At 66.2% G+C, this 20629-nt stretch carries 31 protein-coding genes; all 31 read right to left on the bottom strand.

The window, feature by feature from the left end:
* Nucleotides 1-32 precede the first annotated feature (32 nt).
* Nucleotides 33-599, bottom strand: a complete 567-nt coding sequence (gene rplO / locus AC3CBB_RS16460; RefSeq protein ID WP_123506953.1) for a 50S ribosomal protein L15 — start codon at nt 597-599, stop codon at nt 33-35.
* The gene (gene rpmD, locus AC3CBB_RS16455; RefSeq protein WP_194600685.1) at nt 599-781 is read right to left on the bottom strand and encodes a 50S ribosomal protein L30; all 183 of its coding nucleotides are present in this window, start codon (nt 779-781) and stop codon (nt 599-601) included. The genes rplO and rpmD overlap by 1 nt, the downstream gene beginning before the upstream one ends.
* A complete protein-coding gene (gene rpsE, locus AC3CBB_RS16450) occupies nt 781-1503 on the bottom strand; it encodes a 30S ribosomal protein S5 (RefSeq protein WP_123506952.1) in 723 nt (240 codons plus the stop codon). The genes rpmD and rpsE overlap by 1 nt, the downstream gene beginning before the upstream one ends.
* Nucleotides 1500-1871 (bottom strand): 50S ribosomal protein L18, encoded by a 372-nt coding sequence (gene rplR / locus AC3CBB_RS16445; RefSeq protein ID WP_123506951.1) that lies wholly within the window; start codon nt 1869-1871, stop codon nt 1500-1502. Before rplR ends, rpsE begins: the two co-directional genes overlap by 4 nt.
* Before the next feature lie 2 nt (nt 1872-1873).
* Nucleotides 1874-2410, bottom strand: a complete 537-nt coding sequence (rplF, locus tag AC3CBB_RS16440; protein ID WP_123506950.1) for a 50S ribosomal protein L6 — start codon at nt 2408-2410, stop codon at nt 1874-1876.
* Nucleotides 2411-2416: 6 nt separating this feature from the next.
* Nucleotides 2417-2815, bottom strand: coding sequence for a 30S ribosomal protein S8 (gene rpsH, locus AC3CBB_RS16435; RefSeq protein WP_123507117.1), 399 nt, complete (start codon nt 2813-2815; stop codon nt 2417-2419).
* Nucleotides 2816-2955: 140 nt separating this feature from the next.
* Nucleotides 2956-3543 (bottom strand): 50S ribosomal protein L5, encoded by a 588-nt coding sequence (gene rplE, locus AC3CBB_RS16430; protein ID WP_123506949.1) that lies wholly within the window; start codon nt 3541-3543, stop codon nt 2956-2958.
* Nucleotides 3543-3902 carry a 50S ribosomal protein L24 gene (gene rplX / locus AC3CBB_RS16425; RefSeq protein ID WP_123506948.1) on the bottom strand — a complete coding sequence of 120 codons (360 nt, stop codon included), beginning with the start codon at nt 3900-3902 and terminating at the stop codon, nt 3543-3545. The genes rplE and rplX overlap by 1 nt, the downstream gene beginning before the upstream one ends.
* A 3-nt stretch (nt 3903-3905) precedes the next feature.
* A complete protein-coding gene (rplN, locus tag AC3CBB_RS16420) occupies nt 3906-4274 on the bottom strand; it encodes a 50S ribosomal protein L14 (RefSeq protein WP_055964996.1) in 369 nt (122 codons plus the stop codon).
* Between the two features lie 28 nt (nt 4275-4302).
* Nucleotides 4303-4614: a 30S ribosomal protein S17 gene (gene rpsQ / locus AC3CBB_RS16415; RefSeq protein ID WP_123506947.1), complete on the bottom strand. Its 312-nt coding sequence runs from the start codon at nt 4612-4614 to the stop codon at nt 4303-4305.
* Complete coding sequence (gene rpmC / locus AC3CBB_RS16410) at nt 4614-4958, bottom strand: 50S ribosomal protein L29 (protein WP_123506946.1); 345 nt, start codon at nt 4956-4958, stop codon at nt 4614-4616. Before rpmC ends, rpsQ begins: the two co-directional genes overlap by 1 nt.
* Nucleotides 4958-5377: a 50S ribosomal protein L16 gene (gene rplP, locus AC3CBB_RS16405; protein WP_123506945.1), complete on the bottom strand. Its 420-nt coding sequence runs from the start codon at nt 5375-5377 to the stop codon at nt 4958-4960. The genes rpmC and rplP overlap by 1 nt, the downstream gene beginning before the upstream one ends.
* Nucleotides 5378-5379: 2 nt before the next feature.
* Nucleotides 5380-6165, bottom strand: a complete 786-nt coding sequence (gene rpsC / locus AC3CBB_RS16400) for a 30S ribosomal protein S3 (RefSeq protein ID WP_123506944.1) — start codon at nt 6163-6165, stop codon at nt 5380-5382.
* A complete protein-coding gene (gene rplV, locus AC3CBB_RS16395; protein ID WP_123506943.1) occupies nt 6165-6557 on the bottom strand; it encodes a 50S ribosomal protein L22 in 393 nt (130 codons plus the stop codon). The genes rpsC and rplV overlap by 1 nt, the downstream gene beginning before the upstream one ends.
* Before the next feature lie 25 nt (nt 6558-6582).
* Nucleotides 6583-6864, bottom strand: coding sequence for a 30S ribosomal protein S19 (gene rpsS / locus AC3CBB_RS16390; protein ID WP_123506942.1), 282 nt, complete (start codon nt 6862-6864; stop codon nt 6583-6585).
* 12 nt (nt 6865-6876) lie between these two features.
* Nucleotides 6877-7716, bottom strand: coding sequence for a 50S ribosomal protein L2 (rplB, locus tag AC3CBB_RS16385; protein ID WP_123506941.1), 840 nt, complete (start codon nt 7714-7716; stop codon nt 6877-6879).
* Nucleotides 7717-7735: 19 nt separating this feature from the next.
* Entirely contained in the window at nt 7736-8035 is a 300-nt protein-coding gene (gene rplW, locus AC3CBB_RS16380) for a 50S ribosomal protein L23 (RefSeq protein ID WP_123506940.1), read from the bottom strand.
* Nucleotides 8032-8694: a 50S ribosomal protein L4 gene (rplD, locus tag AC3CBB_RS16375; protein WP_123506939.1), complete on the bottom strand. Its 663-nt coding sequence runs from the start codon at nt 8692-8694 to the stop codon at nt 8032-8034. The genes rplW and rplD overlap by 4 nt, the downstream gene beginning before the upstream one ends.
* Nucleotides 8695-8697: 3 nt before the next feature.
* Nucleotides 8698-9351: a 50S ribosomal protein L3 gene (gene rplC, locus AC3CBB_RS16370; RefSeq protein WP_488625404.1), complete on the bottom strand. Its 654-nt coding sequence runs from the start codon at nt 9349-9351 to the stop codon at nt 8698-8700.
* Nucleotides 9352-9365: 14 nt separating this feature from the next.
* Entirely contained in the window at nt 9366-9674 is a 309-nt protein-coding gene (rpsJ, locus tag AC3CBB_RS16365) for a 30S ribosomal protein S10 (RefSeq protein ID WP_055964962.1), read from the bottom strand.
* Nucleotides 9675-10090: 416 nt separating this feature from the next.
* Nucleotides 10091-10882 (bottom strand): DarT ssDNA thymidine ADP-ribosyltransferase family protein, encoded by a 792-nt coding sequence (locus AC3CBB_RS16360; protein ID WP_123506937.1) that lies wholly within the window; start codon nt 10880-10882, stop codon nt 10091-10093.
* A gap of 60 nt (nt 10883-10942) precedes the next feature.
* Nucleotides 10943-11926: a DNA topoisomerase IB gene (locus tag AC3CBB_RS16355; protein WP_488625403.1), complete on the bottom strand. Its 984-nt coding sequence runs from the start codon at nt 11924-11926 to the stop codon at nt 10943-10945.
* Nucleotides 11927-12014: 88 nt separating this feature from the next.
* On the bottom strand, nt 12015-12275 hold the full coding sequence (locus AC3CBB_RS16350; protein ID WP_123506935.1) for an antitoxin: 261 nt from the start codon (nt 12273-12275) through the stop codon (nt 12015-12017).
* 159 nt (nt 12276-12434) lie between these two features.
* The gene (gene tuf / locus AC3CBB_RS16345) at nt 12435-13625 is read right to left on the bottom strand and encodes an elongation factor Tu (RefSeq protein ID WP_123506934.1); all 1191 of its coding nucleotides are present in this window, start codon (nt 13623-13625) and stop codon (nt 12435-12437) included.
* 184 nt (nt 13626-13809) lie between these two features.
* A complete protein-coding gene (gene fusA, locus AC3CBB_RS16340; protein ID WP_123506933.1) occupies nt 13810-15924 on the bottom strand; it encodes an elongation factor G in 2115 nt (704 codons plus the stop codon).
* A gap of 90 nt (nt 15925-16014) precedes the next feature.
* Nucleotides 16015-16485 (bottom strand): 30S ribosomal protein S7, encoded by a 471-nt coding sequence (rpsG, locus tag AC3CBB_RS16335; protein WP_123506932.1) that lies wholly within the window; start codon nt 16483-16485, stop codon nt 16015-16017.
* Nucleotides 16485-16859, bottom strand: a complete 375-nt coding sequence (gene rpsL / locus AC3CBB_RS16330) for a 30S ribosomal protein S12 (protein ID WP_055964941.1) — start codon at nt 16857-16859, stop codon at nt 16485-16487. The genes rpsG and rpsL overlap by 1 nt, the downstream gene beginning before the upstream one ends.
* Before the next feature lie 311 nt (nt 16860-17170).
* Nucleotides 17171-17611, bottom strand: coding sequence for a DUF6121 family protein (locus AC3CBB_RS16325; protein WP_123506931.1), 441 nt, complete (start codon nt 17609-17611; stop codon nt 17171-17173).
* Between the two features lie 171 nt (nt 17612-17782).
* Nucleotides 17783-18589, bottom strand: a complete 807-nt coding sequence (locus AC3CBB_RS16320; protein ID WP_488625402.1) for a hypothetical protein — start codon at nt 18587-18589, stop codon at nt 17783-17785.
* Between the two features lie 2 nt (nt 18590-18591).
* Complete coding sequence (locus tag AC3CBB_RS16315) at nt 18592-19563, bottom strand: hypothetical protein (protein WP_488625401.1); 972 nt, start codon at nt 19561-19563, stop codon at nt 18592-18594.
* Nucleotides 19560-20609, bottom strand: coding sequence for a type IV pilus assembly protein PilM (gene pilM, locus AC3CBB_RS16310; RefSeq protein ID WP_488625400.1), 1050 nt, complete (start codon nt 20607-20609; stop codon nt 19560-19562). The genes AC3CBB_RS16315 and pilM overlap by 4 nt, the downstream gene beginning before the upstream one ends.
* Between the last annotated feature and the right edge of the window lie 20 nt (nt 20610-20629).

Genomic DNA, 20629 nt, shown 5'->3' with positions numbered 1-20629 from the left:
GGCGGCCCGTATCCGGGCCACCCCCTCAGGTATTACTTGGTGACGGTTCCGCCTGCGGCGACGATCTTCTCTTCGGCAGAGCCGGAGACCTTGTCGACGGAGACGGTCAGCTTCACGGACAGGTCACCCTGACCGAGAACCTTGACCTTCTCGTTCTTGCGAACGGCCCCCTTGGCGACGAGGTCGCTCACGGTGACGTCTCCGCCGGCCGGGTAGAGGTCGTTCAGCTTGTCGAGGTTGACGACCTGGTACTCGACGCGGAACGGGTTCTTGAAGCCGCGGAGCTTCGGGGTGCGCATGTGCAACGGCATCTGCCCACCCTCGAAGCCGACCTTGACCTGGTAGCGGGCCTTGGTTCCCTTGGTACCACGGCCTGCCGTCTTGCCCTTCGAGCCCTCACCGCGACCCACGCGGGTCCGAGCCTTCTTGGCACCGGGAGCCGGACGAAGGTGGTGGACTTTGAGGATCTGCGGACGGGCCACGTCGGAGGTCTCCGACTTCGCCGCGGCGGCCTTGGTCGAAGCCGCCTTGGTAGCGGGCTTCTTGGCAGCTGCCTTGGGGGCAGCAGCCTCGGTGGTTGCTTCCTTTGCTTCAGCCATTAGTCAATCTCCTCGACCTTGACGAGGTGAGCGACCGTGACGACGTAACCGCGGTTCTGCTTGTCGTCCGGGCGAACGACCGTCTGGCCGATTCGCTTGAGACCCAAGCTGCGCAGCGTGTCGCGCTGGTTCTGCTTCTCGCTAATTTTGGACTTGATCTGAGTCACGCGGAGCTGAGCCATCAGGCACCTGCCTTCTCAGTTGCGGCAGCGCGAGCCTCAGCCTCGACACGAAGCAGACGAGCGGGTGCGACGGCGTCGATGTCGAGACCGCGGCGAGCTGCGACGGCGCGCGGCTCTTCCAGCTGCTTCAGTGCCGCGACGGTCGCGTGCACGATGTTGATGGTGTTCGACGAGCCGAGCGACTTGCTCAGGACGTCGTGGATGCCGGCGCACTCGAGCACGGCGCGGACGGGACCACCGGCGATAACACCGGTACCGGCCGCAGCAGGACGCAGCAGGACGACACCGGCTGCAGCCTCACCCTGGACGGGGTGCGGGATCGTGTTGGCGATGCGAGGGACACGGAAGAAGTTCTTCTTCGCCTCCTCGACGCCCTTCGAGATGGCCGTGGGGACCTCGCGGGCCTTGCCGTAGCCGACACCGACGAGTCCGTTGCCGTCGCCGACGACGACGAGAGCGGTGAAGCTGAAGCGACGACCACCCTTGACGACCTTGGACACGCGGTTGATGGTGACGACGCGCTCCAGGAACTGGCTCTTGTCGCGGTCGTCGCGTCCGCCGCGGCCCTGGTTCCGGTCGCCGCGACCGGCGCCACGACGGTCGGTACGACCGGTGTTGCCGCCTTCGCGGTTGTTCGACTCGGAGCCGGCAGCCGTCTCGACGGGGCGCTCGACGACAGCCGGGGCCTCAGCCTCGGGGGTCTTGTTCGTTGCGTCGCTCACAGGTTCAACCCACCTTCCCGGGCGCCCTCGGCAATTGCCGCGACGCGTCCGGCGTACTTGTTACCACCGCGGTCGAAAACGACCGCTTCGATTCCGGCAGCCTTGGCGCGCTCGGCGACGAGCTCGCCGACCTTCTTGGCCTTGGCGGTCTTGTCACCGTCGAACGTACGCAGGTCGGCCTCGAGGGTCGATGCGCTGGCGACGGTGTGGCCCTTGCTGTCATCGACGACCTGCACGAAGACGTGGCGGGCCGATCGGTTGACGACGAGACGCGGGCGCAGCTCGGTGCCCACGATCTTCTTGCGCAGGCGGGTGTGACGGCGGCTGGTAGCGGCCGACTTGCTCTTGCCTCTAGTTCCGAGACCCATGATTACTTACCTGACTTTCCGGCCTTGCGGCGGACGACCTCGCCGGCGTAGCGGACACCCTTGCCCTTGTAGGGCTCGGGCTTGCGCAGCTTGCGGATGTTGGCGGCGACTTCGCCGACGGCCTGCTTGTCGATGCCGACGACCGTGATCTTGTTGTTGCCTTCGACCGTGAAGCTGATGCCCGCGGGCGGCTCGACGGTGATGGGGTGCGAGTAGCCGAGCGCGAACTCGACGTTCTGACCCTTGGCCTGCACGCGGTAACCGGTGCCGACGATCTCGAGGCCCTTGGTGTAGCCCTCGGTGACGCCGGTGATCTGGTTCGCGATGAGAGTGCGGGTGAGGCCGTGCAGCGAACGCGAGGAGCGCTCGTCGTCAGGACGGGTCACCAGAACGGTGCCCTCTTCCAGCTTCGCCTCGATGGGGCTCGCGATGACGAGCGAGAGCTCGCCCTTCGGGCCCTTGACGGTGACGGCCTGGCCGTCGATCTTCACATCGACCCCGGTGGGGATCGGAATGGGGAGTCGTCCGATTCGTGACATGACGGATTACCACACGTAGGCGAGGACTTCCCCACCCACGCCCTTCTTCTCGGCCTCGCGGTCGGTCAGCAGACCGGAGGAAGTCGACAGGATGGCCACGCCGAGACCGCCGAGAACCTGAGGGATCTCGGTCGACTTCGCGTAGACACGGAGGCCCGGCTTCGACACGCGCTTGATGCCCACGAAGGAGCGCTCGCGAGCGGGGCCGTACTTGAGGTCGATGGTGAGGGTCTGGCCGACGCGAGCGTCTTCGACCTTCCATGAGTCGATGAAGCCCTCTTTCTTGAGGATCTCAGCGATGTGGGACTTGAGCTTGGAGCTCGGCAGCGACACGGAGTCGTGGTGCGCCGAGTTCGCGTTGCGCAGTCTGGTCAGCAGGTCTGCGACCGGATCTGTCATCGTCATGCGAATGATCTCTTTCTCGTGCGGTTTCGACTTCCGGTACACCGGGAGCCGACCTACGCGATCGGGTGGTTCGGAGCGGATCCCCGAACACGGAAGTGCGGCCGGGCACCCGCCAGAAGCGAATGCCCGACCGAACGATCTTAGTTGGCCTGGTCGGCCGTGCGGAACGGGAAGCCGAGAGCCTTGAGCAGAGCCCGGCCCTCGTCGTCGTTCTTGGCCGTGGTCACGACAGTGATGTCGAAGCCACGGACCCGGTCGATACGGTCCTGGTCGATCTCGTGGAACATGCTCTGCTCGTTGAGACCGAAGGTGTAGTTGCCGTTGCCGTCGAACTGACGGTCGCTGAGGCCGCGGAAGTCGCGGATGCGCGGGAGCGCAAGCGACAGCAGGCGGTCCAGGAACTCCCAGGCACGGTCGCCACGGAGCGTGACGTGAGCGCCGATGGGCTGCCCCTCGCGCAGCTTGAACTGCGCGATCGACTTGCGGGCCTTCGTGACCTGCGGCTTCTGTCCGGTGATGGCAGTGAGGTCCTTGACCGCACCATCCATGACCTTCGAGTCGCGCGCGGCCTCGCCGACACCCGTGTTGACGACGATCTTTACGAGACCGGGCACCTGGTGCACGTTCGAGAAGCCGAAGTCGTTCTTGAGCGCCGGCAGGATCTCGGCCTGGTACTTGGCCTTGAGGCGCGGCTGAGCCTTGACTTCAGCGGTAGCGGTGTCGCTCATCAGAGGTCCTCTCCCGACTTCTTGGCGTAGCGGACGCGAACGGTCTTGGACACGCCGTCCTTGGTGACCGTCTCTTCGCGGAAGCCGACGCGGGTCGGCTTCTTGGTCTTGGGGTCGACGAGCTGCACGTTCGACACGTGGATCGGGGCCTCGTGGGTCTCGATGCCGCCGGTCTTCGTGCCGCGCTGCGTCTGACCGACGCGCACGTGCTTGGTGACGAAATTGACACCTTCCACGACGACGCGGTCGGCGTTCTTCAGCACCTCGATGACCTTGCCCTGCTTGCCGCGGTCTCCGCCGCGGGCCTGCGAGGGCCCGGTGATGACCTGAACCAGGTCACCCTTCTTGATGTTTGCCATGACTTAGATAACCTCCGGCGCCAGCGAGATGATCTTCATGAACTTCTTGTCGCGGAGCTCGCGACCGACCGGTCCGAAGATGCGGGTACCGCGGGGGTCTCCGTCAGCCTTCAGGATCACTGCGGCGTTCTCGTCGAACTTGATGTAGGAGCCGTCGTTACGACGGGTCTCCTTCTTGGTGCGAACGATGACCGCCTTGACGACGTCACCCTTCTTCACGTTGCCGCCGGGGATGGCGTCCTTCACCGTGGCGACGATGACGTCACCGAGACCGGCGTAGCGACGGCCGGAGCCGCCGAGAACGCGGATGGTGAGGATCTCCTTGGCGCCGGTGTTGTCGGCGACCTTGAGGCGGGATTCCTGCTGAATCACTTCTGTCTCCTATCGAGCAGGCCGAGGCCTACTTCGCCTTCTCGAGGATCTCGACCAGGCGCCAGCGCTTGGAGGCGCTGAGCGGACGGGTCTCGCTGATGACGACCAGGTCGCCGATGCCGGCGGAGTTCGCCTCATCGTGGACCTTGACCTTGGAGGTGCGGCGGATGACCTTGCCGTACAGGGGGTGCTTCACGCGGTCCTCGACCTCGACGACGATGGTCTTCTCCATCTTGTCGCTGGTGACGTAACCACGACGCGTCTTGCGGTAACCGCGGACGAGGGTCTCCGTCGCGGCGGCCTCGGTCGGGGCAGCCGCAGTCTTCTTCTCGGTAGCCATTACTTGGTCTCCTCGGCGGTGTCGGCGGCCTCGGCAGCCGGAGCCTCGTCGGCCGGCTTCTCAGCGGCCTTCTTGGTCGACTTCTTGGCAGCGGCCTTGGGGGCGGCAGCAGCCGGGGCGGGGGTGGCACGGATGCCGAGCTCGCGCTCGCGCAGGACCGTGTAGATGCGAGCGATGTCGCGCTTCACGGCGCGCACGCGGCCGTGGTTCTCGAGCTGACCGGTCGCGGACTGGAAGCGAAGGTTGAAGAGCTCTTCCTTCGACTTCTTCAGTGCGTCGACGAGACGCTCGTCTTCAAGGGTGTCGAGCTCAGCCGAAGCGAACTCCTTGGATCCGATCGCCATTATGCGTCGCCCTCCTCGCGCTTGATGATGCGTGCCTTCAGGGGCAGCTTGTGGATTGCACGAGTGAGCGCCTCCTTGGCGATCTCCTCGCTGACGCCGCTGAGCTCGAAGAGCACGCGACCCGGCTTGACGTTGGCGACCCACCACTCGGGCGAACCCTTACCGGAACCCATGCGGGTCTCGGCAGGCTTCTTGGTCAGCGGGCGGTCGGGGTAGATGTTGATCCACACCTTTCCACCGCGCTTGATGTGACGGGTCATGGCGATACGAGCGGACTCGATCTGACGGTTGGTGACGTAGGCAGGCGTGAGGGCCTGGATACCGTACTCACCGAAGCTCACACGCGTGCCACCAGTGGCCTGGCCGGAACGGCCGGGGTGGTGCTGCTTGCGGTGCTTGACACGACGGGGAATCAACATGGTTATGCCTCAGCTCCTGCGGTGACCGGCGCGTCCTGCTGGGGGGCGCGGCTTCCGCCACGTCCGCCGCGGTCGCCGCGGTCGTTACGGTCGTTACGACGCTCGGGGCGCGACGACTTCTGGTTCGCCTGCTCGCGCGCGAGCTCCTTGTTCGTGATGTCGCCCTTGTAGATCCAGACCTTCACACCGATGCGACCGAACGTGGTCTTGGCCTCGTAGAAGCCGTAGTCGATGTTGGCTCGGAGCGTGTGCAGGGGCACGCGGCCCTCGCGGTAGAACTCCGAGCGGCTCATCTCGGCGCCGCCGAGGCGACCCGAGACCTGGATCCGGACGCCCTTGGCGCCGGCACGCTGAGCACCCTGCAGGCCCTTGCGCATCGCACGGCGGAACGCCACGCGAGCAGCGAGCTGCTCGGCGATGCCCTGCGCGACGAGCTGAGCCTCGGCCTCGGGGTTCTTCACCTCGAGGATGTTGAGCTGGATCTGCTTGCCCGTGAGCTTCTCGAGGTCGGCGCGGATGCGCTCGGCCTCGGCGCCACGACGACCGATCACGATGCCCGGACGGGCGGTGTGAATGTCGACGCGAACGCGGTCGCGGGTGCGCTCGATCTCGATCTTGGCCACGCCGGCGCGGTCGAGCGAGGTCTTGAGCAGGTTGCGGATCTTGATGTCCTCGGCGACGTAGTCGCTGTACCGCTGCCCGGCCTTCGTGCTGTCGGAGAACCAACGCGACACGTGGTCGGTGGTGATACCGAGACGGAAGCCGTACGGGTTTACTTTCTGGCCCATTACTTGCTCGCCTTCTTCGACGTTGCGGCCGCTTCGGCCTCTTCGGGCGTCGCGAGGACGACCGTGATGTGGCTCGTGCGCTTCAGGATCTGGAACGCACGGCCCTGAGCGCGCGGCTGGAACCGCTTGAGGGTCGCGCCCTCGTCGACGAACGCCTTCGAGATGTAGAGGTCTTCGTCGTTGAGGTAGCTGTTCGAGGCATCTGCCTTGACACGGGCGTTGGCCATGGCCGACGCGACGAGCTTGTAGACGGGCTCCGAAGCACCCTGGGGGGCGAACTTCAGGATCGCCAGGGCCTCGATGGCCTGCTTGCCGCGGATCAGGTTGACGACGCGACGGGCCTTCATGGGGGTGACGCGGATGTGACGCACGCGTGCGATCGACTCCACCATTTCTCTCCTCCTTCTCGCCGCCGCGTTAGCGGCGACGACCCTTCTTGTCGTCCTTCACATGGCCGCGGAAGGTGCGGGTGGGCGCGAACTCGCCGAGCTTGTGTCCGATCATCGACTCGGTCACGAACACGGGGATGTGCTTGCGTCCGTCATGCACGGCGATGGTGTGGCCGAGCATGTTCGGGATGATCATCGAGCGGCGCGACCACGTACGGATCACGTTCTTGGTGCTGGCCTCGTTCTGCACGATCACCTTGCGAAGCAGGTGGTCGTCGACGAAGGGGCCCTTCTTCAGACTGCGTGGCATCTTCTACAACTCCTACTTGCGCTTGTTACCAGCGTTGCGGCGGCGGACGATGAGCTTGTCGCTCTCCTTGTTGGGGTGACGCGTGCGGCCCTCTTTCTGGCCCCACGGTGAGACCGGGTGGCGTCCACCGGAGGTCTTGCCCTCACCACCACCGTGCGGGTGGTCGACGGGGTTCATGGCGACACCGCGGACGGTCGGGCGGACGCCCTTCCAGCGCATGCGGCCGGCCTTGCCCCAGTTGATGTTCGACTGCTCGGCGTTGCCGACCTCGCCGATGGTCGCGCGGCAGCGCGCATCGACGTTGCGGACCTCGCCCGAGGGGAGACGCAGCTGGGCGTAGGGGCCGTCCTTCGCGACGAGGCGGACAGAGGCGCCGGCGGAGCGGGCCATCTTGGCACCCCCACCGGGCTTGAGCTCGATGGCGTGGATGACGGTACCGACCGGGATGTTCTTCAGCGGCAGGTTGTTGCCCGGCTTGATGTCGGCCGCGGGACCCGACTCGATGATGTCGCCCTGGTTCAGCTTGTTCGGGGCGATGATGTAGCGCTTGGTGCCGTCCACGAAGTGGAGCAGCGCGATGCGCGCGGTGCGGTTGGGGTCGTACTCGATGTGAGCGACCTTGGCGTTCACGCCGTCCTTGTCGTTACGACGGAAGTCGATGACGCGGTACTGGCGCTTGTGGCCACCGCCGATGTGACGGGTCGTGATGCGTCCGGCGTTGTTGCGGCCACCGGTCTTCGACAGGGGGCGCAGCAGCGACTTCTCGGGAGTCGAGCGCGTGATCTCGGCGAAGTCGGCGACGGACGAACCGCGGCGACCCGGAGTCGTGGGCTTGTATTTGCGAATAGCCATTTTGTTATCCCTCCGAGCCCTAGCCGACAGCCGTGAAGATGTCGATGGTGCCCGACTTGAGCGTCACGATGGCGCGCTTGGTGCTCTTGCGCTTGCCGATCCCGAACTTGGTGCGACGGGTCTTACCCGGGCGGTTGAGCGTGTTGATGCTGTCGACCTTGACGTCGAAGATCTTCTCGATAGCGAGCTTGATCTCGGTCTTGTTCGAGCGGGGGTCGACCAGGAAGGTGTACTTGCCCTGGTCGATCAGGGAGTAGCTCTTCTCGGAGACGACCGGCGAGATCACGATGTCACGGGGGTCTTTGTGGATGCCGCTCATGCGGTGGCCTCCTTCTGGGTCTTCTTGGCCACGAAGGCCTCGAAAGCGCTCTTGGTGAAGACGATGTCGTCAGAGACGAGGACGTCGTAGGCGTTGAGCTGGTCCCACGTGATGACGTGGACCTCGTCGACGTTGCGGACGCTCTTCTGCGTCAGCGTGTCTTCGCGCTCGATGACGATCAGGACGTGCTTGCTCGTCGAGATGCCGGCGAGCAGCTCGAGAGCGGTCTTGGTCGAGACGACGTCGGCCACGAAGGACTCCACGACGTGGACGCGGGCGCCGCGGGCGCGGTCCGAGAGAGCGCCGAGCAGAGCGGCGGCGATCATCTTCTTGGGGGTGCGCTGCGCGTAGGAGCGGGGCGTCGGTCCGTGGACGATGCCACCGCCGGTCATCTGGGGGGCGCGGATCGAGCCCTGGCGAGCGCGACCGGTTCCCTTCTGCTTGAACGGCTTGCGGCCGGCTCCGGAGACCTCGCCGCGGCTCTTGACCTTGTGCGTGCCCTGGCGTGCGGCAGCGAGCTGCGCGACGACGACCTGGTGGATGAGCGGGACGTTGGCGACGACGTCGAAGATCTCCGAGGGGAGCTCGACGGTGCCGGCCTTGGCGCCCTTGGCGTCGAGGACGTCGACGGTGCTGACGGGTGCAGTGGTGGTAGCCATGCGCTAGTTCCCCTTCACGGCGGTGCGGACGAAGACGGTACGGCCACGAGCGCCGGGGACGGCGCCCTTGACGAGCAGCAGACCCTTCTCGGCGTCGACGGCGTGAACCGTGAGGTTGAGGACGGTGACGCGCTCGCCACCCATGCGACCGGCCATGCGCATGCCCTTGAAGACACGGCTCGGGGTCGACGAAGCACCGATCGAGCCGGGCTTGCGGTGGTTGCGGTGCGAACCGTGGGAGGCGGAGACGCCCTTGAAGTTGTGACGCTTCATGACACCGGCGAAGCCCTTGCCCTTGGAAGTGCCGACGACGTCGACCTTCTGGCCGGCTTCGAAGGTCTCGACCGTGAGCTCCTGGCCGAGTGCGTACTCGGCGGCGTCAGCGGTGCGGACCTCGGTGAGGGTGCGGCGCGGCGTCACGCCGGCCTTGTCGAAGTGACCGATCGAAGGCTTGTTGGCCTTGCGCGGGTCGATGGCGCCGGCAGCGATCTGGACGGCGACGTAGCCGTCGACCTCTTCGGTGCGGATCTGGGTCACGACGTTCGGCGAGATCTCGACGACGGTGACGGGGATGAGCTTGTTGTTCTCGTCCCAGACCTGGGTCATGCCGAGCTTCTTGCCGAGCAGGCCCTTGACGTTCTTGGTGGTGATAGCCATTAGTCAGTCGCCCCCTACAGCTTGATCTCGATGTTGACGTCGGCGGGGAGGTCGAGACGCATGAGCGAGTCGACGGCCTTCGGCGTCGGGTCGATGATGTCGATGAGGCGCTTGTGCGTGCGCTTCTCGAAGTGCTCGCGGCTGTCCTTGTACTTGTGGGGCGAACGGATGACTGCGATCACGTTCTTCTCCGTGGGGAGCGGCACGGGGCCGACCACGGTCGCGCCGGCACGGGTCACCGTGTCGACGATCTTGCGAGCTGACGTGTCGATGACCTCGTGGTCGTACGACTTCAGCCGGATGCGGATCTTCTGTCCCGCCATGTGTGACTCTCTCTCGATGTATACGTCGCGCACCTTCACGGGGCCGCCTGACGCGCCCTCACGACCGGAGTCGTTCAGGCTGGCACTGTTGTCGTGTCAAGACACGGTCGTGTCGAAACACTCGGTGTCGTGCCTCTTCGCGCGCACGCCGCAGAACTTCTGACCGAAGCCGGCGTGGCAATCGAACCCGCTCCGGATGACCGCCCTGGGGAGGTCAGCTCTTCTCCGGATTCGATTGAAGAGGTGTCCTTCTACCCGCGGCCCAGCCTCGTGAGACTGTTCACAACATGGCAGTGATTCACGCCCGTAGGCGGAAATGTTGAACCAGATAATCTTGCCACACCCGGGCATTTGCTGCAACCCGGGCGTGTCGCGCCTCGGAACCCTGAGGAATCAAGGGTTTCGACGCACGGCGGTCACTCGTCGGACGGCTTGAACCACGGCGGGTAGACGGCCACGCGAGGCGCCTTCCCCGAGTACTCGCGGAGCAGGGCCTTGACCTCGTCGCGCGCGCGGTCGTTCGGCACGCCGATGAGCGTCACGCCCGCCAGGTCGAAGGCGTCGGGAATCAGGAACTCGGCCTGCGCGAGCTCGGGGTCGGCCAGCGAGGCGCGCCTCGCCAGCTTCGCCCCCTCCTCGAGGCCCTCCGCGAAGCGGGTCAGCGGCGCGGCCGCATCCCCGTCCGCGAACACGAACCCGTCGCCGACGGACTTCACCGGGGCGACGAGGACGACGAAGTCGGTGGCCCGCGTGGCGCGGGCGGCTGCCGACCACTCCGCGCCTGCGGCGCCGTGCCGCACGGCGTCCCAGCTGGCCGCGTCGGGCGTCAGGGCGAACGGCACGTGCGCGGAGACGGAGGCGCCGGAGGGGACGGTGACCTCGGAGCGGCGGGTGCGCGCCTCGGGCGAGAGCACGTCGAGCTCGGGCTCCGCGACGGCGCGGAGGGCTCCATCGGCGATGATCGCCGGCAGGTTGGTGAGGTGCGTCCAGTGGTGGACGCGCATGGCGGCCAGATCGACGTCGGGCAGGGCGGGGTCGGACGGCGCCTTCACCTTCGGCGTGCGGAGGGTGGACGGCGCGCGGACTGCGCGGGCCGTCGAGACGGGGCTGCGGCGGGCGGGGGCCGGGAGTTCCTGCGCCTCGTCGCGCTTTCTCGGGGTGCAGATGTCGCACAGTTCGATGTCAAGACCGTGGATGCACTCGATCACAGCTGGGGTTTCCTCTCGCGGGGCCCACAGAAACGGGCCCGAGGGTCAACGTTACGGGACTCAGGTGACCTGACGGTAAAGCAGGGCGCGCACTTCGGACTCCGCGGAGGCCAGACGCGATGGATCGATCGTCTCGCCAGACCCGAAAGCGTCGACCAGACGGGGGTCGACGTAGCTCTTGCGGGCGATGGCGGGGGTGTTTCCGAGCACGTCGGAGGCATCGCGCATGGCCTGGGCCAGCGCCCTCCTGCGCTTCGACTCGCTGGCCTGAGGGCCGGCCTTCGCGAGGCTGACCGCAGCGGCGACCGTGCCATGGAGGGTTCGGAAGTCCTTGGCCGTGAATTCGCCCCCGGTGCGCTCATGGACGTACTCGTTGATGTCGACAGCGTGAAGCGGACGCCAGGGAGAGCCCGCCTCGGGCCGGAACGCCAGGAGTCGCGCTCGACCACCCCGCGACTTCAGCCCGCGGATCACATGGGCGAGGTCGGCGTCGCGGATGGTGCTCTCCCACTCCTGGCCGCTCTTGCCGGGAAAACGCAGGATGACCGAGTCGTCGTGGACGGTCACGTGCGAGCACAGGAGCGTGGACAGGCCGTGGCTCCCGTGCAGCTCGGCGTACTGCTCCGAGCCCACGCGGAGCGAGCCGGTGTCGAGCATCCTGAACGCCGTCGCCAGCGCGCGCTCGCGATCGGGAACGTCACGGCGCAGGTCGAGCGTGACCTGGCGACGAGCCACCGGCAGCGCCTCGGCCAGCGAGAGAGCGCGGTCGAACTTGATCCGGTCTTTCTGCTCGCGCCAGGTGGGGTGGTAGATGTACTGCCGTCGACCCACGCCGTCGAGGCCTGTCGCCTGGATGTGGCCGTTCGGGTACGGCGCGATCCACACGTCCGTCCAGGCCGGGGGGATCGCCAGGTGCTCGAGACGTTCGCGGAGCGCAGGATCAGACACCGTCGCTCCCGTCGAGTCGCGATAGGTGAAGCCCCGCCCCGACCGCACCCGCGTGATCCCGGCGTGGGACGAATCGGAGCGGCGCAGGCGGGGCATGCCGACCAGGAAACTCCCCCGCCCTGCGCGCGACGTGACCGGGGTACGACCGAGCCCCGGGCAGTGCCCGGGGGCTTCGGTGCGAGCCCTACTCGACGGAGTCGGGGCCGATCTTCTTGTCTGCGGCGTCGCGGGCGTTCTCGATCTTGTCGGCGTACTTGCCGCCGGTCACCTTGTTGGCGGCGTTGGCAAGGCCGCCGAGAATGTTGTCGCTCACCTGCTCGGCCTTCTCGCTGGTGCGGACCTCGTCGAACTTCTCCTTGCCGTCCTCGAACGCGGCGGCGGCCTTCTCCTTGCCGTCTTCGAAGAGCCCCTGAGCCTTCTTGGCGATGTTGTCGAACCCAGCCATCTTCTGATCCTCTCGCGGGGAACCGGCCGATCCGGTTCGTGCGCCCATAGTGCCCGCGCCCGCCTGGCAATTCAATGACGCGGGCACGAAAAAGCGGGCCGGACCCGAAGGTCCGACCCGCTCTCCCTGCAGTGCTGATCACCGCGTCAGGAGATCGTCTTACTTGTTGATCTTCGTGACGGTGCCGGCGCCGACGGTGCGGCCACCCTCGCGGATAGCGAAGCGGAGGCCCTCCTCCATGGCGATCGGCTGGATCAGCTCGACGCTGATCTCGGTGGTGTCACCAGGCATGACCATCTCGGTGCCCTCGGGCAGCGTGATGACGCCGGTGACGTCCGTGGTGCGGAAGTAGAACTGCGGACGGTAGTTCGCGTAGAACGGGTTGTGACGGCCACCCTCATCCTTGGAGAGGATGTAGACGTTGGCGTCGAAGCCCGTGTGCGGCGTGACCGAACCCGGCTTGACGATGACCTGGCCGCGCTCGACGTCTTCGCGCTTGGTGCCACGAAGAAGAAGACCGGTGTTGTCGCCGGCCACAGCCTGGTCGAGCAGCTTGCGGAACATCTCGATGCCGGTGACGGTGGTCTTGACCGTCGGGCGGATGCCGACGATCTCGACCTCTTCGTTGACGTTCAGCTGGCCACGCTCGACACGGCCGGTGACGACGGTGCCACGACCGGTGATCGTGAAGACGTCCTCGATCGGCATGAGGAAGGGCTGGTCGAGCGCACGGATCGGGTCGGGGACGTTCTCGTCCACGGCCTCCATGAGGTCGGCAACCGTCTTGGCCCACTTCTCGTCGCCCTCGAGCGCCTGAAGAGCCGAGACCTGAACGACGGGAGCGTTGTCGCCGTCGAAGTCCTGGCTCGAGAGCAGCTCGCGGACCTCGAGCTCGACGAGCTCCAGGATCTCTTCGTCGTCGACCATGTCGGACTTGTTGAGCGCCACGACGATGTAGGGCACGCCGACCTGGCGAGCGAGCAGCACGTGCTCACGCGTCTGGGGCATGGGGCCGTCGGTGGCGGCGACCACGAGGATCGCGCCGTCCATCTGAGCCGCACCGGTGATCATGTTCTTCACGTAGTCGGCGTGGCCGGGAGCGTCGACGTGAGCGTAGTGACGCTTCTCCGTCTGGTACTCGACGTGCGAGATGTTGATCGTGATACCACGAGCCTTCTCTTCGGGCGCGTTGTCGATCTGGTCGAACGCGGACGCCGTGTTGAGGTCGGGGTACTTGTCGTGCAGAACCTTGGTGATCGCCGCGGTAAGCGTCGTCTTGCCGTGGTCAACGTGACCGATGGTTCCGATGTTTACGTGCGGCTTGGTCCGCTCGAACTTGGCCTTCGCCACTGTGGGTCCTCCTCAGGACTCGGGTGCAGTCTCTCCGCCCAGCCGTGCGGCCAGTCGGAACATCTGCGATTTGGTGTGTTCACATGCTACGCGGTCGAGGCTCGACCACGCATTTCGAGCCGGTCGACCTGTGGATAAGTGCTGTGGAAGCCACTCTCTGCAGGCCGACCGACCCGGGGGTGGGCTACTCGCCCTTGTTCTTCGCGATGATCTCCTCGGCAACAGCCTTGGGGACCTCCGCGTACGACTCGAACGTCATCGAGTAGACGGCGCGACCCGAGGTCTTCGACCGCAGGTCGCCGACGTAGCCGAACATCTCGGACAGCGGAACGCTGGCCCGGACGACCTTCACGCCGCTGGCGTCCTCCATCGAGGCGATCTGGCCACGACGGGAGTTCAGGTCGCCGATGACGTCGCCCATGTACTCCTCGGGCGTACGCACCTCGACGGCCATGATCGGCTCGAGAAGCACGGGGGTGGCCTTGCGGGCAGCCTCCTTGTAGGCGATCGATCCTGCGATCTTGAACGCCATCTCGGACGAGTCGACGTCGTGCGCCGCACCGTCGAGAAGCAGTGCACGGACACCCACGGTCGGGTACCCGGCGAGAACGCCGACCTGCATGGCGTCCTGGATACCGGCGTCGACCGACGGGATGTACTCGCGCGGGACGCGGCCGCCGGTGACCTTGTTGACGAACTCGTACGTCGACTCGGCAGTGACCTCGAAGGGCTCGAGAGCGATCTGGACCTTCGCGAACTGGCCCGAACCACCCGTCTGCTTCTTGTGGGTGTAGTCGTAGCGCTCGATGCCCTTCTTGAGCGTCTCGCGGTAGGCGACCTGGGGCTTGCCCACGTTCGCTTCGACGTTGAACTCGCGCTTCATGCGGTCGACGAGGATGTCGAGGTGAAGCTCGCCCATGCCCTTGATGACCGTCTGGCCCGTCTCGGCGTTGAGCTCGACGCGGAACGTCGGGTCTTCCTCGGCGAGCTTCTGGATCGCGATGGAGAGCTTCTCCTGGTCTTGCTTCGTCTTCGGCTCGATGGCGACCTCGATGACGGGCTCCGGGAAGGTCATCGACTCGAGGACGATCTGCTCGTTCGGGTCGCACAGGGTGTCACCCGTGGTCGTGAACTTGAGACCGATCACCGCGTAGATGTGGCCGGCGGTGACGCCGTCGACGGGGTTCTCCTTGTTGGAGTGCATCTGGAAGATCTTGCCGATGCGCTCCTTCTTGTCTTTGGTCGAGTTGATGACCTGCGCGCCGGACTCGATGTGACCCGAGTAGACGCGGACGTAGGTGAGGCGACCGAAGAAGGGGTGCACCGCGACCTTGAAGGCGAGAGCCGAGAACGGCTCGGTCGACTCGGGCTTGCGGATGATGATCTTCTCGGCGTCGCGGACGTCGTGGCCCTCCATGGGAGGCACGTCGAGCGGCGAGGGCAGGTAGTCGATGACTGCGTCGAGCATCGGCTGCACGCCGCGGTTCTTGAACGCGGAGCCGCAGAACACCGGGTAGATCTCGGAGTTGACCGTCAGCTTGCGGACGGCGCCCTTGATCTCGGCGACCGTCAGCTCTTCGCCGGCGAAGAACTTCTCGAGAAGCGCGTCGTCGGTCTCGGCGACGACCTCGAGGAGCTTGGCGCGGTACTCGTCGGCCTTCTCCTTGAGGTCGGCCGGGATCTCCTCGATCTCGTACTTGGCGCCCATCTCGACGTCGCCCTTTGCGTCGCCGCGCCAGGTCAGCGCGCGCATCTCGACCAGGTCGACGACGCCCTCGAACGAGGACTCCGCACCGATCGGGAGCTGCATGACCAGCGGCTTGGCGCCGAGGCGGTTGATGATGGTGTCGACCGTGAAGTAGAAGTCGGCGCCCAGTTTGTCCATCTTGTTGACGAAGCAGATGCGCGGGACGTCGTACTTGTCGGCCTGACGCCAGACGGTCTCGGACTGGGGCTCGACGCCCTCCTTGCCGTCGAAGACGGCGACGGCACCGTCGAGCACGCGGAGCGAGCGCTCCACCTCGACCGTGAAGTCGACGTGACCGGGGGTGTCGATGATGTTGATCTGGTTCTTGTTCCAGAAGCAGGTGGTCGCAGCGGACGTGATCGTGATGCCACGCTCCTGCTCCTGGGCCATCCAGTCCATCGTGGCCGCACCGTCGTGGACCTCACCGATCTTGTGGGTGATGCCCGTGTAGAACAGGATGCGCTCGGTGGTCGTCGTCTTGCCGGCATCGATGTGCGCCATGATGCCGATGTTGCGGACCTTGTTCAGGTCGGTGAGCACGTCCTGTGCCACGGGTTCCTCCGATTGGGGGGTTAGAGAGAGTGTTGTCGCCGGGCGGCAGCGGTTGCAGCCGCCCGGCGGTGCCCTTGCGGGCGGTGGTGCTTACCAGCGGTAGTGCGCGAAGGCCTTGTTCGACTCGGCCATCTTGTGCGTGTCTTCACGACGCTTGACAGCGGCGCCGAGACCGTTCGACGCGTCGAGGATCTCGTTCATGAGACGCTCGGTCATCGTCTTCTCGCGACGAGCCTTGGCGTAGCTGGTGAGCCAGCGGAGAGCCAGGGTGTTCGCACGGTGAGGCTTGACCTCGACGGGGACCTGGTAGGTCGAACCGCCGACGCGACGCGATCGGACCTCGAGGGTCGGACGGACGTTGTCGAGAGCCTTCTTCAGCGTGACGACGGCGTCCTGGCCGTTCTTGGCCGAGACACCGGCGAGGGCGCCGTAGACGATGCGCTCGGCGAGACCCTTCTTGCCGTCGAGGAGGATCTTGTTGACGAGCTGGCTGACGATCGGGGCGCCGTAGACGGGGTCTGCGACGACGGGACGCTTAGGAGCGGGACCCTTGCGAGGCATTACTTCTTCTCCATCTTCGCGCCGTAGCGGCTGCGAGCCTGCTTGCGGTTCTTGACAGCCTGGGTGTCGAGAGCGCCGCGAACGATCTTGTAGCGGACACCGGGGAGGTCTTTCACACGACCGCCGCGGACGAGGACCATCGAGTGCTCCTGAAGGTTGTGACCTTCGCCGGGAATGTACGCGGTGACCTCGGTGCCGTTGCTCAGCTTGACGCGAGCGACCTTGCGCAGGGCAGAGTTCGGCTTCTTGGGGGTGGTGGTGTACACACGGGTGCACACGCCACGCTGCTGGGGGTTGGCCTTCAGGGCGGGAGCCTTGGTCTTGACGACCTTCGGCGTGCGACCCTTGCGGACCAGCTGCTGAATAGTTGGCACTGGTTCTCCTTGGATTCGTACTTCTCGGTTCTGGCCGCCCCGGTCGGACGGCTTCCTCATCTCTGGAGCACGACAGCAACACTCGACTTGCTGGAGGTTGTGGTCAGGCGTCATCCCGCGGAGAGTGTCCGCGGCCTGCGCGGGGAACGAGAAGTTCGTCACCCCGAAGAGACGGTTGTTTCGGCCTTCGAACTTCGACCGAAAATCGGGCGCGCCGCTAAGCGCACACCCGAGCAAGAATAGCCGGATGCTAGGGCAAGATCAAACGCGCTCGCCTGTGCCGGGAGCGAACGCCGCTCCGGACTCCCGGGTCACGCGTCTCCGGTGCGGGCCAGGAGCAGAGTTGCGGCGACCACGGCACCTGCCCACAGGGAGGTGAGCAGCACGAAGCCGCTCGCGACGTAGCGCCCGGCGAAGAGGACCAGCCAGAGAGCGTCGTGGCGGCCGAGAGCGTAGAGCCCTCCGCCGACGAGGAGCATCGCGAGGTAGCTGGCGACTGCGGCGGCCAGTGCGGGCGGGGAGTTCCTGCGCCCTGGGGATTCTCCGTCGCGGGCCTCGACCCCGAAGCGCCGCGCGAGAGCGAAGAAGACGCACGCCATCGACGCCAGGACCATGGCCGGGCCCAGCAGGAAGCTCGCGTCGGACTCACCGATCGGATCGGAGCCGGTGACGTAGAAGAGGACTCCCGCCGTCAGCACCGACAGAGCGAGGTGCGTGACGGTCGCCATGAACGTGAGGAGGCCGTGCGACATTGCCCCACCTTAACGAGAAGTGCCGGCGAGCGCTGGTTGGCGCTCGTCGGCACATCCACTCCTGCCATCCCGGCAGGTCGACTGCCTCTCAGCGGCGACGCTGATCGGCGGATGGAAGCCACGAGTCGGTCGATCGGGACCTTCGACCGACCCGTGGCGGCTTGTGCTCCCCTACTTGCCGGCCGCGGTGTCGGTCGACGAGCCGTCGGTCGCGCTGGACGCGGTGGAGGAGTTGGTGGTGGTCTGCTGCTGCTTCTGAGCCGACTGCGCGTCGGTCAGGGCGTAGACCAGCCCGCCGAACGTCCAGTTGATGGTGTCGGTCGAGTTCGCCGAGGTCGTCGACGAGTCACCCGAGTCCGCTGTGGCCGCAGCGCTGGTGATCGAGTTGATCATGAACAGCCGGTCGCCGTCGCGGACCCCTTGCAGGAACGTCAGGGCGTCGGCATACGATCCCTTGATCTGCACGGTCAGGGGGATGCTCGTGAAGTTCGCGGCCGTGATGAGGGAGTCGGTCGTCACCGCCGGGGCGGCCGGGGTGGAGGCGGACGCCGAGGGAGAGGCGGTCGCTGATGCGGAGGGCGACGCCGAGGCAGACGCAGTGGCGGTCGCGGCCGGAGCCGTCGAGACCGGCGGCACGTAGGCCGCAGCCGTCCCGAACTGGATGTTGCTCAGGGTCACGTTCGAGGCCTTGGCGATCCCGTTCAGCTCGGTGATCATGGCACCGCTCTCGACACCGGCCGGAACCGTGCTCTCGAGGTCGGAGAGCTCGGACTTCTTGTCGTTCATCTTGTCGTACTGCTTGCGGAGCAGCGCGAGACTCGTTGCGAGGCTCTCGTTCTGCGCGGTCACGGTGGACTCCTGGGCGTGCGCGTCGGCGGCTGCCTTGAGCTGAGGCTGGACCCCGAGGAGGAAGCCCCCCGCGAGGACGATGACCGCGGCGAGGACGGCTCCGATCATCATGAAGCGGTTGCGATCCATGGTCACTTGCCTTTCTTCGAGTAGACGTGGGAGAACGCGTCGGTGTCGATGTGCACGACCACGTTCGAGGTGTAGACGCCAGACGAGAGCGCGACCGTTCCGGCCGACGCATCGGTGTAGCCCGGAAGCTTCTGCAGGCTCGTCAGCCAGGTCGGCACGTCGGGCAGCGAGGTGCTCGTCGACGAGAAGGTCAACGTCGCGACGCGCTGGCCCTCGAGCGGAGTCGTCGCCTGGGCGTAGGCGACGACAGGCGACGCGGAATCGATCGTCACTGTGGCGAGCTCCATGCCTCTGGGCAGGGTGGCCTGGACCTTGGCGAGATACGACGGCCAATCGATATCGGTCGAGCCACCCACCTTTCGAGCGGCGTCGATCAGATCGATCTGGTTCTGCACCTTGTTGACCTCGGCGAAGCCCGCGGACTGAGCCGTCAGGCTCGACGTCTCCTTCTGAGATGCAGCCAGGGTCGACTTGGACGCCGTCGCATACACGGCCGCGGTCCCGCCGGCTACGCCGACGATGATGACCAGGCCCGCGACAGCGGTCCACGCACGACGCACGTTGACGGCAGCGTGGCGCTCTGCGCGAACCTCGGGCGGGAGCAGGTCCACGCGAGGGAGGCCGCCGATCGCGATCACGCCCTTCGCCGGCTTGGGCTGCCGGGCAGGGGAGACGGTCGACGAATCGCTCGGCTTCCGCTTCCCATCGCGCTTCTTGGGCCCGGCGGCGACTGGAGCCTCTGCTGAGGCGGAGACCATCCCGGCCGCAGGTGCGGTCGGGGATATCGGAGCGGACGGGGTCGCGGTACTCGCGCTGGAGGGTGCGTCCATCAGGACGGGGCCACCCGAGGGCACCACCGCGGTGGAGCGGCGCGCACGCGGCTGCTTCTCCGACTGTGCGGCGGGCGCCTTGCCGTTGGCAGGGGACTTTCCCTCGGCGGCCAACTGCGCGGCCTTGGTCAGGTAGAACTTCATGCTGCGCTCCCCATGGCCAGGCCGAGCGCGACCGTCAGCGAGGAGGCGCTCGAGCGGACAGCCGACTCAGAGACCGACCGCGAGAACGCGACGCCCCGGAGGGGGTCGGCGGCCACGACGGGGATGCGCGTGACCTCGGCGAGCGCCTCGGGCAGACCACGCAGCTGAGCGCCGCCACCGCTGAGGACGATGTGGCTGACCGTCTCGGTCGGGCGGGTGTTGGCGTAGTAGCTCACCGTGTTACGGAGGCTGCCGAGCAGCTCGTTGGTGGTCTCGAAGATTACGGCGGAGGCGGTCTTGTCTTCCTTCGTCGCCGAGGAGGCTACGAGACCCAGGGTGCGCTTGGCTCCCTCGGCGAGCTCGCGAGGGATCTCGAGGCGGGACGCCAGGTCGGACGTGACGTCGTCACCGCCTGAGGGTATGAGTCGAACGAACTGCGGGACGCCGTCGGACACGAGGACGACCGAGGTCGTCGCGGCTCCGATGTCGATGAGAGCCACGGTGCCCTCGGTGCCGTGCCGGTTGACGAGCAGCCGCGACACCGCGAACGGGATGAGGTCGACTCCGACCGCGTGGAGACCAGCGAGCTTCGACGCACGCACGTTGCCGAGGACGGCGTCCTTGACCGCGGCGATGAGGAGACCGTTGATGATCGGTCCGTGCTCGCCGATGCCCTCGGACACGGGGTAGAAGTCGAGGAGGGCGTCTGCCACGGGAATGGGCAGCATGTCCTGCACCTGGAACGGCAGCGATTCGCGGATTCGGGCCTTAGATGCCTTGGCGACGGTCAGATCGCGGGCGAGAACGCGCTGATTGCCCATGCCGAGGACCACCTGCTTGCTCTTGAATCCGGCCTGCGACCACAGGGTCTTGAGGCTCTGAGCGACGGTCTGAGGCTCGAGGACCTCGCCTCGGCTGACCGAGCCGGACGGGAGGGGCACCTCGCCGAAGCGCACGAGCGTGGGCTTCGCCGAGGAGGGGTTGGCGATCTCCACCGCGCGCAGCGAGGCTGCGCCGATGTCGATGCCGACGATGGACTTGCTCATTGGTACTCCAAGGAATTCGG

The organism is Frondihabitans sp. OV104 (genome assembly GCF_057787745.1).
The sequence above is the reverse complement of the archived record's forward strand: the minus strand, read 5'-3'. Positions and strand labels throughout refer to the sequence as shown.